Source organism: Chromobacterium sp. Beijing (assembly GCF_021496765.1).
Taxonomy (GTDB): Bacteria; Pseudomonadota; Gammaproteobacteria; order Burkholderiales; family Chromobacteriaceae; genus Chromobacterium.
The window spans coordinates 3,478,667-3,493,503 of record NZ_CP053750.1 but is presented as its reverse complement, the minus strand read 5'-3'; the positions used below and the strand labels follow the sequence as shown (position 1 = coordinate 3,493,503).

General features: G+C 63.8%; 19 protein-coding genes and 3 tRNA genes. 14 read left to right on the top strand and 8 right to left on the bottom strand.

Annotated features, from left to right (window positions below; genetic code table 11):
- The first annotated feature begins 39 nt into the window (after window positions 1–39).
- The 5 genes from rsmB (at window position 40) to HQN78_RS16190 (ending at window position 6,209) form a co-directional block, all read left to right on the top strand.
- Entirely contained in the window at window positions 40–1,290 is a 1,251-nt protein-coding gene (rsmB, locus tag HQN78_RS16210; RefSeq protein WP_235084889.1) for a 16S rRNA (cytosine(967)-C(5))-methyltransferase RsmB, read from the top strand.
- Window positions 1,277–1,849, top strand: a complete 573-nt coding sequence (locus tag HQN78_RS16205; protein ID WP_233246632.1) for a DUF4390 domain-containing protein — start codon at window positions 1,277–1,279, stop codon at window positions 1,847–1,849. Before rsmB ends, HQN78_RS16205 begins: the two co-directional genes overlap by 14 nt.
- The gene (locus HQN78_RS16200; protein WP_107797874.1) at window positions 1,849–3,957 is read left to right on the top strand and encodes an ATP-binding protein; all 2,109 of its coding nucleotides are present in this window, start codon (window positions 1,849–1,851) and stop codon (window positions 3,955–3,957) included. Before HQN78_RS16205 ends, HQN78_RS16200 begins: the two co-directional genes overlap by 1 nt.
- Window positions 3,957–5,225, top strand: a complete 1,269-nt coding sequence (locus HQN78_RS16195; protein WP_019100015.1) for a sigma-54 dependent transcriptional regulator — start codon at window positions 3,957–3,959, stop codon at window positions 5,223–5,225. Before HQN78_RS16200 ends, HQN78_RS16195 begins: the two co-directional genes overlap by 1 nt.
- A 228-nt stretch (window positions 5,226–5,453) precedes the next feature.
- Window positions 5,454–6,209, top strand: coding sequence for a molybdopterin-synthase adenylyltransferase MoeB (locus HQN78_RS16190; protein WP_235084887.1), 756 nt, complete (start codon window positions 5,454–5,456; stop codon window positions 6,207–6,209).
- Window positions 6,210–6,258: 49 nt separating this feature from the next.
- On the opposite strand, the gene HQN78_RS16185 is transcribed toward HQN78_RS16190, so the two are convergent.
- The 5 genes from HQN78_RS16185 to HQN78_RS16165 all read right to left on the bottom strand — a co-directional run bounded on the left by HQN78_RS16185 (window position 6,259) and on the right by HQN78_RS16165 (window position 9,141).
- Window positions 6,259–6,744: a TlpA disulfide reductase family protein gene (locus tag HQN78_RS16185; RefSeq protein ID WP_235084885.1), complete on the bottom strand. Its 486-nt coding sequence runs from the start codon at window positions 6,742–6,744 to the stop codon at window positions 6,259–6,261.
- A 55-nt stretch (window positions 6,745–6,799) separates the two neighbouring features.
- Window positions 6,800–7,213: a thioesterase family protein gene (locus tag HQN78_RS16180; RefSeq protein WP_107801583.1), complete on the bottom strand. Its 414-nt coding sequence runs from the start codon at window positions 7,211–7,213 to the stop codon at window positions 6,800–6,802.
- Window positions 7,214–7,283: 70 nt separating this feature from the next.
- Window positions 7,284–7,652 (bottom strand): VacJ, encoded by a 369-nt coding sequence (locus tag HQN78_RS16175; RefSeq protein WP_107797877.1) that lies wholly within the window; start codon window positions 7,650–7,652, stop codon window positions 7,284–7,286.
- A gap of 20 nt (window positions 7,653–7,672) precedes the next feature.
- The gene (locus tag HQN78_RS16170; RefSeq protein ID WP_107797878.1) at window positions 7,673–8,533 is read right to left on the bottom strand and encodes an energy transducer TonB; all 861 of its coding nucleotides are present in this window, start codon (window positions 8,531–8,533) and stop codon (window positions 7,673–7,675) included.
- 140 nt (window positions 8,534–8,673) lie between these two features.
- The gene (locus tag HQN78_RS16165; RefSeq protein WP_107797879.1) at window positions 8,674–9,141 is read right to left on the bottom strand and encodes a Dps family protein; all 468 of its coding nucleotides are present in this window, start codon (window positions 9,139–9,141) and stop codon (window positions 8,674–8,676) included.
- 101 nt (window positions 9,142–9,242) lie between these two features.
- Here HQN78_RS16165 and HQN78_RS16160 point away from each other — a divergent pair, with 101 nt between their 5' ends.
- Window positions 9,243–9,539 (top strand): DUF167 domain-containing protein, encoded by a 297-nt coding sequence (locus HQN78_RS16160; RefSeq protein WP_107797880.1) that lies wholly within the window; start codon window positions 9,243–9,245, stop codon window positions 9,537–9,539.
- Here HQN78_RS16160 and HQN78_RS16155 read toward each other — a convergent pair.
- Window positions 9,533–9,970: an FxsA family protein gene (locus HQN78_RS16155; protein ID WP_107797881.1), complete on the bottom strand. Its 438-nt coding sequence runs from the start codon at window positions 9,968–9,970 to the stop codon at window positions 9,533–9,535. The genes HQN78_RS16160 and HQN78_RS16155 overlap by 7 nt on opposite strands.
- Before the next feature lie 257 nt (window positions 9,971–10,227).
- Between HQN78_RS16155 and HQN78_RS16150 the strand changes: the two genes are divergently transcribed.
- The 6 genes from HQN78_RS16150 (at window position 10,228) to HQN78_RS16125 (ending at window position 12,153) form a co-directional block, all read left to right on the top strand.
- Window positions 10,228–10,303 (top strand) — tRNA-Lys (locus HQN78_RS16150).
- A 37-nt stretch (window positions 10,304–10,340) separates the two neighbouring features.
- A tRNA-Lys gene (locus HQN78_RS16145) sits at window positions 10,341–10,416 on the top strand.
- Window positions 10,417–10,441: 25 nt separating this feature from the next.
- Window positions 10,442–10,517, top strand: a tRNA-Lys gene (locus HQN78_RS16140).
- A 246-nt stretch (window positions 10,518–10,763) separates the two neighbouring features.
- Window positions 10,764–11,345, top strand: coding sequence for a biliverdin-producing heme oxygenase (locus HQN78_RS16135; protein WP_235084882.1), 582 nt, complete (start codon window positions 10,764–10,766; stop codon window positions 11,343–11,345).
- Entirely contained in the window at window positions 11,342–11,788 is a 447-nt protein-coding gene (locus HQN78_RS16130) for a YbaN family protein (protein WP_199225783.1), read from the top strand. Before HQN78_RS16135 ends, HQN78_RS16130 begins: the two co-directional genes overlap by 4 nt.
- Window positions 11,789–11,823: 35 nt before the next feature.
- Window positions 11,824–12,153, top strand: coding sequence for a hypothetical protein (locus HQN78_RS16125; protein ID WP_227106531.1), 330 nt, complete (start codon window positions 11,824–11,826; stop codon window positions 12,151–12,153).
- On the opposite strand, the gene HQN78_RS16120 is transcribed toward HQN78_RS16125, so the two are convergent.
- Both HQN78_RS16120 and pyrE read right to left on the bottom strand, forming a co-directional pair.
- The gene (locus HQN78_RS16120) at window positions 12,154–12,747 is read right to left on the bottom strand and encodes a DUF4124 domain-containing protein (protein WP_235084879.1); all 594 of its coding nucleotides are present in this window, start codon (window positions 12,745–12,747) and stop codon (window positions 12,154–12,156) included.
- Entirely contained in the window at window positions 12,747–13,391 is a 645-nt protein-coding gene (pyrE, locus tag HQN78_RS16115) for an orotate phosphoribosyltransferase (protein ID WP_235084877.1), read from the bottom strand. Before pyrE ends, HQN78_RS16120 begins: the two co-directional genes overlap by 1 nt.
- A 74-nt stretch (window positions 13,392–13,465) precedes the next feature.
- On the opposite strand from pyrE, the gene HQN78_RS16110 reads away from it, so the two are divergent.
- Together HQN78_RS16110 and HQN78_RS16105 are read left to right on the top strand one after the other, a co-directional pair.
- Window positions 13,466–14,242: an exodeoxyribonuclease III gene (locus tag HQN78_RS16110; protein ID WP_235084874.1), complete on the top strand. Its 777-nt coding sequence runs from the start codon at window positions 13,466–13,468 to the stop codon at window positions 14,240–14,242.
- On the top strand, window positions 14,242–14,835 hold the full coding sequence (locus tag HQN78_RS16105) for an alpha/beta hydrolase (RefSeq protein WP_235084872.1): 594 nt from the start codon (window positions 14,242–14,244) through the stop codon (window positions 14,833–14,835). Before HQN78_RS16110 ends, HQN78_RS16105 begins: the two co-directional genes overlap by 1 nt.
- The last annotated feature ends 2 nt before the right edge of the window (window positions 14,836–14,837 follow it).

Sequence of the window (14,837 nt, the reverse complement as noted above, 5' to 3'; positions counted from 1 at the left end):
GGCATTGGCCTGTTTGTTATGGTTTGATAGAAAGCACCCATGCATCATATTCAGCAATTGGCCGCCAATATTCTGTTGCGCGTCGAATCCGGAACCAATCTGACCGAGGCCTTGGCCGAGGCTCAACGCAAGGCGCCGGAGTTGACGCCGTCCGAGCGCGGCGCTTTGCAGGATCTGGCCTACGGCAGCCTGCGCCACTTGGCGCGGCTGCGTTTCTACCTGCGCCAACTGGTGGCCAAGCCCTTGCCCGAGCCGGTGCTGGAGCGGGTGCTGATCGTGGCCTTCTATCAGCTCTCGCACACCCGCGCCGCCGAGTACGCGGTGGTGAACGAGGCGGTGACCCTGGCCAGCCGGCTGGCCAAGGGCAATTTCAAGGGCCTGGTCAACGGGGTGCTGCGCAACTTCCTGCGCCAGCGCGCCGCCTTGGAACGCGTGGCGGAAAAGGACATAGAGGCCAGCTTCAACCACCCGCTATGGTGGATCAAGGGCTTGCAGCGCGCCTATCCGGACGCCTGGCAAGCCGTGTTGGACGCCGACAACGGCCATCCGCCGATGACTTTGCGCGTCAATCGCCGCCATGGCGACGCCGCGGCCTATCTGGAGCGGCTGCGCGCCGCCGGGCTGGACGGCGAGGCTTTGGACGGCGGCTCGATCACGCTGGCGCGGCCGGTCAATGTGCGAGACTTGCCGGGCTTCGCCGACGGCGAAGTCTCGGTGCAGGATTGGGGCGCGCAGCAGGCCGCGCACTGGCTGGACCTGCGCGCCGGCCAAAGGGTGCTGGACGCTTGCGCGGCGCCGGGCGGCAAGACCGGCCATATTTTGGAGAGCGCCGATGTCGACGTGACCGCGCTGGACATCGACGAACAGCGGCTGCAGCGCGTGGCCGACAATCTGGAGCGCATCGGCGCGACCGCGCGGCTGCATGCGGCCGACGCCGGCCAGCCGGACGGCTGGTGGGACGGCCGGCCCTTCGACCGCATCCTCGCCGACGTGCCCTGTTCCGCCAGCGGCGTGGTGCGTCGCCATCCGGACATCAAGTGGCTGCGCCGCCCCGGGGATTTCGCCGCGCTGGGCGTGCAGCAGGCCGCCATGGCCGACGCGCTGTGGCCTTTGCTCGCCTCGGGCGGCAAAATGCTTTACGCTACGTGCTCCATTTTCCCCGAAGAGAATCAGCAACAGCTAGACTCCTTTCTGAATCGCCATGCGGATGCCGCGTGCCTGAGACAGGAGCAGTTGCTTCCTTGTGAGCGTCATGACGGCTTTTATTACGCGTTGCTTGAAAAACGTTAGCCTGCTGCTGTGCTTGCTGGCCGGTCTCGCCATGGCGGCGCAGGCCGAAACCATCAGCTCGCGTCGGGCTGAGGCCGAGGTGACGGCGGACGGCCAGTTGTCCGTCAGCACCCGGTTTCAGACGCGCTTGACGCCCAGTCTCAGCGACGCGCTGGAACAGGGCGTGGTGCTGCCGTTCCGGCTGGAGTTCCAGCTGACCAAGCCGCGTTTGACCGCTTACTATCTGAATTTCAGCGAGTGGTTCGATCCGCACGCCCAGTTGGGCTTCAAGCTGTCCTATCAGTCCTTGACCAATCGCTACCGCGTCACTATCGGCAATCTCTCCAACTACTACCCCACCTTGCGCGAAGCGCTGGGCGCGGTGGGCGCTATCCAGGGCTGGCGCGTGCTCAATTCCGGCACCCTGGACCCGCGGGCCTCGGGGCGCGTGGCCGGCCAGGTGCGGCTGTTGCTGGACATCGGCGAACTGCCCAAGCCCTTTCAATTGAACGCGCTGGGCTCGTCGGACTGGTCGCTGTCGTCCGACTGGGTCAAGCTGGACGTGAAGGACGGCGGCTGATGCGTTACGCGGTGATTGCGCTGGCGACGCTGGGCGCCATCCTGCTTTATCTGCTGGCCTTGGCCACCGGCAACGCATCCAAACTCAACGAATACTACTGGTGGGTGTTCGGCCTGAACGGCCTTCTGCTCGCCACGCTGCTGGGCGTGGTGGCGCGGCAGCTGCTGCGCCTGCGTCAGCGGGTGCGGCAACGGGTGTTCGGCGCCAAGCTGACCCAGAAGCTGGTGATGATGTTCGCGGTGGTGGCCCTGGTGCCGGGCATCCTGGTGTTCACCGTTTCCGCCCAGTTCCTGACCCGCAGCATCGAAAGCTGGTTCGACGTCCGCGTCGAGTCGGCGCTGGACCGCAGCCTGGGCTTGGCGCGCAACTCGCTGCAGTACGTGCAGGAAGACCTGGGGCGCCGCACGCGTTCGGTGCAGGACGATATCGAGTCCTTGCCGGAAGGCCTGCTGCCGGCGCGGCTGGAGCGCTTGCGCGAGCAACTGGGATTGCGCGAGCTTGCTGTCTATAGCCGCAGCGGTCAGCTGCTGGCCTTCGCCGGCGGACTCAGCGAGCGAGTGCCTCCTCCGCTGTCGCGCGAGAGCATAGGCAAGCTCAAACCGCGCCAGACGCTGGACAGCTTCGAGAACGACGGCGGCAGCGGCCTGGTGCTGAAGTCGCTGCTGATTTACCGCAATCTGGACAGCCAGCAACGCGTGTTGCAGGCCCTGCAATCCGCTCCCGGCCGCATCGCCCAGGACGCGGAGCAGATCGAGACCGCGCGCGCGGAGTACCGCCAGCTGCTTTTGGGCCGCGAGGGCCTGACCACCTTCTACATGCTGACGCTGGCGCTGTCCGCGCTGCTGGCGTTGACCGCGGCGCTGGCCTTCGCCTTATTCCTGTCAGAGCGCCTGTCGGCGCCCTTGTCCGAGCTGGCCGCCGGCACCCGGGCCGTGGCGCAGGGCGACTTTTCCAAGCGCCACCCGGTATACCGGCGCGACGAGCTGGGCATGCTGACCACCTTGTTCAACCGGATGACGCAGCAGCTCGAGGACGCGCGCCACGCCGCGGACCTTAGCCGCAGCGAACTGGAAAGCAGCAAGCTTTACCTAGAAAGCATTCTGGCCAACCTGAGCGCCGGGGTGATCGCCTTCGGCGCCGATTGGCAGCTGCGCGCCGCCAATACCAGCGCCTCGCGCATTCTGGGCGTGGATTTCGCCGAGGTGTCGGATCAGGATTTCCCGCACTGGGCCACCTCGATTCCGGCGGTGGCGCCGCTGGTGGAGTGCGTGCTGGAGTACGCGTCCAAGAACAGCGACAGCGACTGGAAAACCCAGCTTAACTATTTGACGGTGCAGGGCGAGCGCACCTTGCTGGTGCGCGGCGCCCATCTGCCGGAGGCGTCTGCGGTGGGCTATGTGGTGGTGTTCGACGATATCACCGAACTGGCGCGCGCCCAGCGCGACGCGGCCTGGGGCGAGGTGGCCAAGCGGCTGGCGCATGAGATCCGCAACCCGTTGACGCCTATCCAGCTATCGGCGGAACGGCTGGCGATGAAGCTGCAGGACAAGCTGGCGGGCGCCGACGCCGACATGCTGCGACGCTCCACCGACACTATCATCAAGCAGGTGGGCGCGCTCAAGGCCATGGTGGACGCCTTCCGCGATTACGCGCGCGCGCCGCGCACCAAGTTGACCGAATTGGACCTGAATCAAGTGGTGCGGGAGGTGATGGCTCTTTACGAATCCAACTCTGCTGTTAAGATGGCGCTTGATGAAAGGCCGTTGATGATCATGGCGGATGCGGCATTGTTGCGGCAGGTTTTACATAACCTGATTCAGAACGCGCAAGATGCGGTCCTTGACGTTGACATCCCGATGATTCAAATTAGCAGCCGAAAAGAAGAAGGCTATGCGCTCGTTTGCGTGGAGGATAACGGTCCGGGCTTTGCTCCGGAGATCCTGCAACGCGTGTTCGAACCCTATGTGACCAGCAAGACCAAAGGTACCGGTCTTGGCCTGGCGGTGGTCAAGAAGATTCTTGAAGACCATCACGGGCAGATCAAAGTGGGTAATCTCGAACCGAATGGCGCGCGCATCCTTCTCTCCCTGCCATTGCTGGAGGCCTAATGCGTAGCAGCGATATTTTGATTGTTGACGACGAGATCGGTATCCGTGAATTGCTCTCCGAGATACTGCAGGATGAGGGGTACACCGTCGCGCTGGCGGAAAACGCCGAGGTAGCCAGACAGTTGCGCAACCAGACGCGTCCGGCGTTGGTGTTGCTGGACATTTGGATGCCGGATTGCGACGGCGTGACTTTGCTCAAGGAATGGGCCAAGTCCGGTCAGCTGAACATGCCGGTGGTGATGATGTCCGGTCACGCCAGCATAGACACCGCGGTGGAGGCGACTCGCATCGGCGCTTTCGACTTCCTGGAGAAGCCGATCGCGCTGCAAAAGCTGCTGACCACGGTGCAGCGGGCGCTGAAATACGGCGATATGCAGGCCAACACCTCGCTCAATCTGGACAAGCTCGGCCGCAGCGAGCCGATCCAGGAGCTGAAGCGGCAGCTGGAACGCGTGGCCAAGGTCAAGTCGCCGGTGCTGCTGACCGGCGAACCGGGTTCCGGCTTCGAACTGGTGGCGCGCTTCTTCCATCAGGGCAACACCCCGTGGGTGACGCCGGCCAAGCAGGAGCAATTGGCGGACGCCCCGCTGGAGCTGCTGCAAAAAGCCAATAACGGCGTCTTGTTCCTGCCGGAGATCGGCCAGTACGGCCGCCGCGTGCAACAAGGGCTGCTGTTCCTGCTGTCCAAGCTGGACCGCTTCAATGTGCGGCTGCTGTGTTCCTGCAGCCGCCCGTTGCAGGAACTGCTGGTGGATCCCGAGTGCGACAACCGCCTGCTGACGGCCTTGTCCAGCGTGATTGTGCCGATTCCGCCGCTGCGAGAGCATTCCGAAGACATCATCTTCATCGCCGAGCAGATCCTGACCGAGCTGGTGGAGTCCAAGCAGGTGCCGGCCCGCAAGCTGACCACCGCCGCGCTCAATGCGCTGCGTCAGTACGACTGGCCTGGCAACCTGGAGCAGCTGCGCAGCATCATCAAGAGCCTGGCGCTGACCTCGGAGTCGGACGAGGTGGACGCCGGCGAGGTCAACAAAGTGCTGGCGCAGTTCCGCCATGAGAAGCCGGTGGAGGAGTCCGGTTTCGACTTCAACATGCCCTTGCGCGAGTTGCGTGAACAGCTGGAGCGTCGTTACTTCGAGTACCATATCTCGCTGGAGAACGGGAATATGAGCCGGGTGGCGCAGAAGGTGGGCCTGGAGCGCACCCATCTGTACCGCAAGCTCAAGCAGCTGGGCATCAAGTTCGCCCGCAAGACGGTGGAAGAATAAGTCCGCGTTTCCGTTAGAACCGTTCAAAGTCTCGCGAGCAAGAGCGAGACAAGGCGAAAATGGCTGAAGAAGCGGAATGTACATACGGTACATGAGCATTCTGAAGGTATTTTCAACGCCGTATAGCTGAAGCGCAGCAGACTTTGAGCATAAGGCCAGCCCGGATACGGCTGGCCTTATGCTTTTGGGTGATGGCGCGGTGGCGGCGTTCGGATTAGGCTAGCAATCATGATTGAACTCAACGACGAGGCGCTATTGCGCTACAGCCGGCATATTCTGCTGCCGGAAATCGACATCGCCGGCCAGCAGCGCTTGAGCCGGGCGCGCGCGCTGATCGTCGGCGCCGGTGGGCTGGGCTCGCCGGTGGCGCTGTACCTGGCGAGCGCCGGCGTGGGGCGGATCAGCATCGCCGACGACGATGTGGTGGAGCTGTCCAATCTGCAGCGTCAGATCGTTCACGACAGCGATAGCCTGGGGCGTTTGAAGGCCGAGTCCGCCGTCGTGAGAATGCGCCGCATCAACCCGGAGGTGGATGCGCGGCCGCTGGCGCGGCGGCTGGACCAGGCGGCCCTTGAGGAATTGGCGGCCGACCATGATCTGGTGCTGGACTGCAGCGACAATTTCGCCACCCGTCACGCGGTGAGCCGCGCCTGCGTCGTCGCCGGCACGCCGCTGGTGTCCGGCGCCGCGGTGCGTTTCGCCGGCCAGCTGGCGGTGTTCGATCCGCGCGACGCGGCGTCTCCCTGCTATCACTGTCTGTTTCCGGACGAGGGCGAGGCCGGCGACGGGCCGTGCGCGACTTTCGGCGTGCTGTCGCCACTGGTGGGGGTGATAGGCAGCCTGCAGGCGGTGGAGGCGGTCAAGCTCTTGGCCGGCATCGCGCCGCGTTTGGGCCGGCTGACTCTGTACGACGGGCTGAGCGGAGAGTTCCGCCAGATCAAGGTGCCGCGGGATCCCGCTTGCGCGGTGTGCGCCGCGCGATGAAAAACGCCCCGTTTGACCGGGGCGTTGGTTTTGCCGGGGCGAGCGGGCATCACAGATGCTGTTGCACCAGCTTGCGTACTTCCTTGAAGTCCATCACGCCGACGTAGCGCTTGATGATCTTGCCCTGTTTGTCGATCAGGAAGGTGGTCGGCGCCAATTGGATGTCGCCGAAGGCCTTGGCGATCTCGCCATTGCCGTCCAGCGCGACGAAGAAGGGCAGCTGGTATTTGTCCACGAAGCTCTTCACGTAATTGGGCGGATCGTAGCTCAGCGCCACCGCGATGGTTTCATAGCCCTTGCTGGCGAACTCCTGATGCATTTTCTTGATTTCCGGCATTTCTTCAACGCAGCCCGGGCAGCTGGTGGCCCAGAAATTGACCAGCACCACCTTGCCCTTCAGCGATTCGGTGCTGGCGGTCTGGCCGCTGAGCGAGGTGTAGTTGACCTGGGGCGCCGGCGAGCCGGCGAACAGCGTCATATAGGCGACGACGGCGACCAGCGCGATGCCCAGCAGCGCGAGCAGACCTTTCTTCATTTCCTTATCCTGCGGTAAGGTCCGGGCGCGGCCCGGACGGTTCATGCCATGGCGATCAAGCCTGTTCGGCCAGCATTTGTTCCAGTAGTTCCTTCAGCTTGCCGTCCAGCGCCACCGCCTTGCCTTGTTTGGCGTCAAACACTGCGAAAGTGACGTCGGCCTCGGCCACCAGCTTGCCGCTGCCGACCAGGGTGACGCGTTGATGCATCACCGCGCTGCGGGTGCCTATCGATTTGACGCCGGTGTCGATTTGCAGCTCGTCGCCCATGGTGGCCGGGTAGCGGTAATCGATATTGATGTTGACGACCACCAGCGCCAGGCCGGACTGCAGGAACCAAGGCAGGTCGCCGCGGCTCTCGAAGTAGTTCCAGCGCGCCTCCTCCAGAAACTCCAGATAGCGGGCGTTGTTGACATGGCCGTACAGGTCCAGATGATAGCCGCGCACTTTGATCTTGGTATTGTGCTGCATGATGGTGTTTTCCCCTTTGCTCGTGATGGCGCGCTGCGCCGCCATGGACGGCGACGCTGCGGCGCCCATGTTATTCGCCCAGTTCCAGCGGCACGAAGGCCTCGCGCTCCAGCGCCTCGTCCACCAGATCGGTGACGATGGAATGGATTTCCAGCGAGAACCATTGCTGGAACAGTTCCAGCGACAGCTCTTCCGGCCACAGGCTGTCGTCGTCGCACCAGTCGGACAGCTCGGCTGCGAATAATTGCTGGTAACGCTCGAAAACAAAGGCTTGGGCGTCGGCGTAATCTTCCGCCGCCGGGATCAGCAGCGCGTTGCAGTCCTGGCCCAGGTGCTGCAGCGAGATTTCCTCGTCCAAGCCGCCGGGCAAGGATTGCAGCCAGGCGTGGAAGGGGGCGAGGGGGCGGATCAGGGCGATGCTGCGATTGACTTCGTACATGGAGATTCCTTGATGATGTGTCAGCGACTGGACAGTTGATTGTCGCGAGTGAAAACGAATTTCTGGCGGATGCGTTGCGAGCTGGATTGCTCCGCGAGCGAGGCCGGGAACGGCGCGTAGGGCGCGGCCAGTTCCACGATGCGGCGTGCGGCTTCGTCCAGCACGTCGAAGCCGGAGCTGCGCAGCACGCGCACGTCGCGCAGGCCGCCGTCGGCTGCAATCAGCACTTCCAGCGTCACGGCGCCGTGAATGTTCTGGCGGCGGGCGGCTTCCGGGTAATTGAGGTTGCCGATGCGCTCCACTTTCAGCCGCCAGTCTTCTTGGTAGCGGGCCCAGGGGTAGCCGCGGGCGCTTTCGGCCAGCTTGCCCTGTTTGCCGCCGCTTTCCTGCTCCTTGTCGGTCAGGCCGCTGTCGCCCAACTGCCGGCTCAAGTCGCCGACCTGGGCCAGCAGGCTGCCGGCGCTGACATGTCCGACCGTGCCGGACTGCGCGGCCGGCAGCGCCGGTTTTTTGCCGGCGTCAGGCGGTCGGGCCATGGTTTGTTGCCGCGGCGATGCGTCGGCGGGTTCGGGCGTGCCGGGCTCCGCCGGCGCGGCGACCGGCTTCGCGCGATGACTGGCCAGCTTGTCGCTTTGAGCGCTATTGCCGGCCCCTAGATTGTTCTGCTCCGCCAGCCGGCGGGTTTTGGGCGTCTGGCGGCTGGGCGTCTGGTTCAACTGCACATTGATGATCTGGGCGGAGACGGGCGCGGGCGGGCTGGAGCGTGGACGAATCTCCAGGCTGAACAACAGCGCATGGACCAGCAGCGAAGCGAGCAGCGTCAAGCCCAGCGGCAGCATGGTGGCGCTGGAAGTCGAGGGCGAGAGCGGACTAGTGGACATGGATGGCTGTTGTGTTGGCTTTCACCGGGTAAGCGGAGTTCGCCGCGGGCGGAACCGGGCGCAGCTGAAAGTGTAGCACGGCGGCCAGTAAAAACGCCGCGCTGAGCGCGGCGTGGCGATGCATCAAGCGTGCGGGCGTATTATTTTTCCAGCAGGCTGCGCAGCATCCAGGCGGTTTTCTCGTGAACTTGCAGACGCTGGGTCAGCAGGTCGGCGCTGGGCTCGTCGGCGGCGCGTTCCACCACGGCGAAAATGCTGCGCGCGGTGCGACATACGGTTTCATGGCCGTCCACCAGCTGGCGGATCATCTCCTCGGCCTTGGGCGGGGCGCCGGCGGCTTCCTGGATCGCGGTCAGCTTGGCGTAGTCGGCATAACTGCCCGGCGCGTGGTGGCCCAGCGCGCGGATGCGTTCAGCCACGGCGTCCACCGCCAGCGCCAGTTCGTTGTACTGGGTTTCGAACATCAGGTGCAGGGTGTTGAACATCGGCCCGGTGACGTTCCAGTGGAAGTTGTGGGTTTTCAGATACAGGGTGTAGGTGTCGGCCAGCAGGCGGGACAAGCCATGAGCGATTTCCTGGCGGTCTTGTTCGTTGATTCCAATATCCATCGCGATATCCTCATAAGTGAAGGGAGAGCGGAAGCCTCCCGTCGGCTGACGCCGGCGCGGCGGCTTTTGGACTACACTCTCCCGTTTTGCGGGAAAAAATCATGAAACCTTGGCTGGACTGCCGCAACGGCGCTGTCCGTCTGACGCTGCATGTGCAGCCCGGCGCCAGGAAAACCGAGGCGGCGGGCGAACACGGCGACTGCCTGAAAATACGTTTGGCGGCGCCGCCGGTGGACGGCAAGGCCAATGCCGCGCTGTTGGCCTGGCTGGCGCAGCGCTTCGCCGTGGCCAAGCGCGACGTTCAACTGCTGTCCGGCGACAAGAGCCGGCACAAGGTGGTCTTGCTTCAGTGCGAGATCACCGAGGAAGACGCGCTGCGGCGGCTGGACTTTCAGTGAAGGCGCCGGTCGGGCGGCGTGGTTTTGTCCACCCGGGTATATTCTCCATCGATGATGTCGGGGTCGGCGGCGGCTCCGGGTCCGGTCGCCGCGCGAGCGTTGACGGCAATGCTGGGGCCTTTGAAAGGCAGCAGCAATAGTACGGCGGCCAGGTCGCTGATGACGCCTGGTATCAGGAACAGCACGCCGGCCAGCAAATAACGCAGCGGCCAGAGCAAGGAATACAGCGATACGCGGTCGCCCTGGCGCATCACGCTGCCCAGGGTGAACAAGGCGCCGATCTGCTGGTTGCGCAACATCCACAAGCCCAGCAGCGAAGACAGCACGACGAAAACGAAGACGGCGAGCCCGCCGAAGTGGTCCGCCAGCGCCACCAGGGCGGCGATTTCAGCGAAGGGGTACAGCAACAGCAGGATGAGGAAGGTGCGCATGGGCAACTGAATCCGGTAAGTGGGTTTCGCGATCAGGCGGCGGACGCGTAAACCTGATCCCTTGTTGTACACATGGGTATGGCTTGGCGGCTTTCAAGGCCGGTCTGGAATTATCGTTCGGGCTTAGATGATATCGCGGCGCTTCGGTTCCCGTTTCAAGCGGGCTTTTCCGCCCGTGCCGCTGTCATTGTCATGAAAAAAAATGCAAAAACCCGTTGACGACCCTGAACTGTTTCATTATAGTTGCGCTCTCTCTTGGGTCGTTAGCTCAGCTGGTAGAGCAGCGGACTTTTAATCCGTTGGTCGCAGGTTCGAATCCCGCACGACCCACCAGTTTCCGATACCGGAAATTGCCAAGAGTTTTGTTTGGGGGTCGTTAGCTCAGCTGGTAGAGCAGCGGACTTTTAATCCGTTGGTCGCAGGTTCGAATCCCGCACGACCCACCACGACAAACTCTTAGCGCCCAGGATCGGGTCGTTAGCTCAGCTGGTAGAGCAGCGGACTTTTAATCCGTTGGTCGCAGGTTCGAATCCCGCACGACCCACCAAATATATAGCAATCAGGCCAGTTCGCGAGAACTGGCCTTTTTGTTTTCTCTCGCTTCCCGTGTTTCCCTCTGCTTTAGCGTTTGCCGGTTTTCCCGGGTCTTTCTCGCGGACATGTCTTTGTCGTGGTAAATTTGATAATGATTGTAAGAATCATTCGCATTATAATGGCGAGTTATTCGCCTCTTCCCGGCGTCCGCGCCGCCGCGCGTAGGCGCTGGGATCGCATCAAACAGGAAACACAGAGCATGACTACCGTTGTCGAGAAAACCCGCACCCAGGACTTGAAGGCCCGCACCCACGAAACCCACGACGCGCTGGACCAGCGCATCATGGCGAATCAGCCGTTCGCCACCCGTGAAAACTATGTGCGCTTCCTGCTGGCGCAATACCGCTTCCTGCGCGACGCCGACGCGCTGTACGACAATCCCGAGCTGGCCCGCCTGTTCCCGGACCTGGCCGAGCGCCGCCGTTACGACAGCATCGCCGCCGATCTGCGGGATCTGGACCGCCCGCTGCCGGAATTGCGCGAAGCGCCGATCAGCAGCACGCTGGACGTGGCCAGCGCGATGGGTTGGCTCTACGTGGTGGAGGGCTCCAAGCTGGGCGCGGCCATTCTGTACAAGCTGGCCGGCAAACTGGGCCTGGACGAGCATTGCGGCGCCCGCCATCTGGCCGGCCACCCGGACGGCCGCGCCCGCCACTGGCGCGCGTTCACCGCGGCGCTGGACGGTCTGCAGCTGGACGAGGCGGCCGAGCAACGCGTCACCGCCGGCGCGGTGGCCGCTTTCGCCTGCATGAACAGCCATCTGGACCAGGTGTACGCTTGAGTCAGCGTTTGCGGCACCCCGCGGTGCGCTGGCTATACCTGTGCGCCGGCGTGGCGATGCTGGCCTTGGGCGTTATCGGCGCCTTGCTGCCGGTGATGCCGACCACGATTTTTCTGATTTTGGCCTTGGCTTGCTTCAGCAAGTCCTCTCCGCGGCTGGAGCAGCGGCTGCTCGCGCATCCGCGTTACGGGCCGGGCCTGCGCCGCTGGCGCGAGCACCGTGTGGTGCCGGTCAAGGCCAAGTGCTTCGCCGCCATGGGCATGGGCGCGGGTTTCGCCGCCTTGTTGCTGGCGCGGCCTCCGCACTGGGTGCCGTGGCTGGTGGGGGCGATCGAATTGAGTGTCTTGCTGTACTTGCTGTCGCGGCCTTCGCAGGCGATCGAACCGGCCGGGACGGCCGCGGCGCCCCAGCCGGATTTAGCCAAAACCCCGCCGCCGCGTTAAGCTTGCGCATCGACACCGAAAACGGGAGCTGTGTGATGAGGGTAAACGGAATCGTCGCGGCCTTGGCCGCCCTGGCCTTGCCTGCCTTGGCTGTGGCGCAGACGGCGGACGAACAGTTGCTGGCGGCGCAGATGTACTACCAGCAAGTGCGCGGCGCGCAGCAGAAGGCGGACGCGCGTTTGACGCAGGCCGAGTCCGACAAGCTCAAGGCGGAGCAGCGACTGAGCGAGGCTCAGGCGGGCTTGAGCGGCGCCACGGCGGAACTGGAGGCGGCCAAGTCGGCTCAGGCTGCGGCGGCGCAGACCAGCGAGGCGGCCACCAAGGCCTTGAACGAGGCTTGGCAGCGCAAGGACGGCGGGCAGTAGTTAGCCGCCGCGCAATTGCCGGTAGCGGTTGAGGTCGTTCTGAGTCTTTTGGCGGAAGGCGGCCAGCTCCTGCTGCTTGGCGGCGATTTGCCTGGCCAGTTCGGCTTGCTCCGCCTGTAGCACGTTCAGATTGCGCTGACTGTTTTGCGGAGGGGCTTGTTTGTTGCGGCGGCTTTGCGCAATGTCTTGCTGAATGCCTTGAATTTGCAGCGTCAGGCCGCGAGAGCGCTGTTGCAGCGCGTCCAGCGCGCTTTGCAGCACGGCCTGCTGTTTGGCGCGCTCGGCCTGCAGTTGCTGCAGATTGGCGTAGCTTTCCACCAGCGCGTTGTCGCGGCGGGTGTTTTCCAATTGCTGGGCATCGCGTTGTTTTTGCGCGGCCTCGGCGGCTTCGCGCGCCTGGCGGGCGGCGGGGCTTTCCGCCGGTTTGGTGACGGCGCCCTGCTTGGAAAGCTCGGCGACGCCCTGCTGCTGGCTTTGCAGCGGCGGGGAGTCGCTGTAATGCACCTTGCCGGATTCGTCCACCCACTTGTAGAGGCCGCCGGCGTAGACGGCGGTTCCCAGTATCAGCAGCGCGAGTCCGGCAAGCGGTTTCATCAGTCGTTGACTCCGTATTGCGCCCGGTAGGCACGCACCGCGTCCAGGTGCGCCGCCAGTTCCGGGCTGTGTTCCAGGAAGCCGAGCAAATCTTTCAGCGTGGCGATGGCGATGACCGGCAGGCCATGTTGCTGGGCCACTTCCTGCACCGCCGACAATTCGCCGCTGCCGCGTTCCATGCGGTCCAGCGCGATGGCCACCCCGGCCGGTTCGGCGCCGGCGGCGCGGATCAGCTGCACCGATTCGCGCACCGAGGTGCCGGCGGAGATCACATCGTCGATGATCAGGACCTTGCCTTGCAGCGGGGCGCCCACCAGGGTGCCGCCTTCGCCGTGGTCCTTGGCTTCCTTGCGGTTGTAGGCGAAGGGCACGTTGCGACCCTGTTCCGCCATCGCCATGCAGGCGCCGGCGGCCAGGATGATGCCTTTATAGGCCGGGCCGAACAACATGTCGAATTGCACGCCGCTTTCCAGTATCGACTTGGCGTAGAAGCGCGACAAGTGCAAAGTGGACAGACCGTCGTTGAACAGGCCGGCGTTGAAGAAGTAGGGAGACTTGCGGCCGGCCTTGGTGATGAACTCGCCAAACTTCAAAACCTGCTTGTCGAGCGCAAAACGAATAAAATCCTGACGGAAATCGCTCATCATTACTCCTTATTAACTGTTAACTGTTTGAACGGCTGAAAAAATTGCCGGCAAGCATATCACGGGAGAGTCCTTTGCTTCGAATCGTTTCCGCCAATCTGAACGGCATCCGCTCCGCCGATAAAAAAGGCTTTTTCGACTGGTTGGCCGGCATAGACGCCGACTTCGTCTGCGTGCAGGAACTGAAGGCCCAGGCCGGCGACCTGTCCGAGCGCATGCGCCAGCCGGACGGGATGACCGGCTATTTCCATTACGCGGAAAAAAAGGGCTACAGCGGCGTAGGCCTGTATACCCGTCATCAACCGGATGCGGTGGTGGAGGGGCTGGGCGTCGACTGGATCGACGCCGAAGGCCGCTTTTTGCAACTGGATTTCGGCAATCTCAGCGTGATTTCGCTGTATCTGCCGTCGGGCTCCAGCAGCGATGAACGCCAGCAAGTGAAATTCGATTTTCTCGACGTGTTCATGCCGCATCTGGAAACGCTGCGCGCGGCCGGCCGCGACATCGTGATCTGCGGCGACTGGAATATCGCCCACAACGAGATCGATCTGAAGAACTGGAAGGGCAATCTGAAGAACTCCGGTTTCCTGCCGGAAGAGCGCGCCTGGATGACGGACTTGCTGAGCCGCGTGGGTTGGTGCGACGCCTGGCGCCGCCTGTACCCGGACACGCCGGGCTACACCTGGTGGAGCAACCGCGGCCAGGCTTACGCCAAGGACGTGGGCTGGCGCATCGATTATCACATCGTGACCCCGTCGCTGATGGAGCTGGCGCGCAAGGCCTCGGTATACAAGGACGAGAAGTTTTCCGACCATGCGCCGCTGATCGTCGATTACGAACGGAGCCTGTGATGTTGGACGAGGACGACGTCACCTTGATCACGGTGCCGGGCTGGGGCAATTCCGGCGCTGAGCATTGGCAGACCAGTTGGGAGCGCTGCTACCCCTTGGCGCGCCGGGTGGAGCAGGACGATTGGCTGTACCCGGAGTGCGAGGCCTGGGTGGACGGCATCCGGCGCACGCTGGAGCAGGTGCCGGGCCGCTGGATGCTGGCGGCGCACAGTCTGGGCTGCCATGCGGCTGCGGCCTGGCTGCGGACCTTGTCCTTGCGCGAACAGAAGCGGCTGCAAGGGCTGCTGCTGGTGGCGCCGCCGGCCTTGCCCATCAGCGAGGCGCGGGCGCGCGCCAGCGGCGAACTGCCGGAGGACGCGCCCTTGCCCGCTTTCGCCGGCTTCAACGCGCCGACGCTGCGCTTGCCGGCGCCGGCCTTGCTGGTGGCCAGCCGCGACGACTTGTTCTGCGACATGGCCGAGGCCGAGGCGATGGCGCAAGCCTGGGGCTGTCCCTTGGTGGACGCCGGCGCGCATGGACACCTGGGCAGCGCCGCGCGCCTTGGGCATTGGCGCTTCGGCCAGGATTTGCTGCAGGAACTGATGCTGGCCTGAGC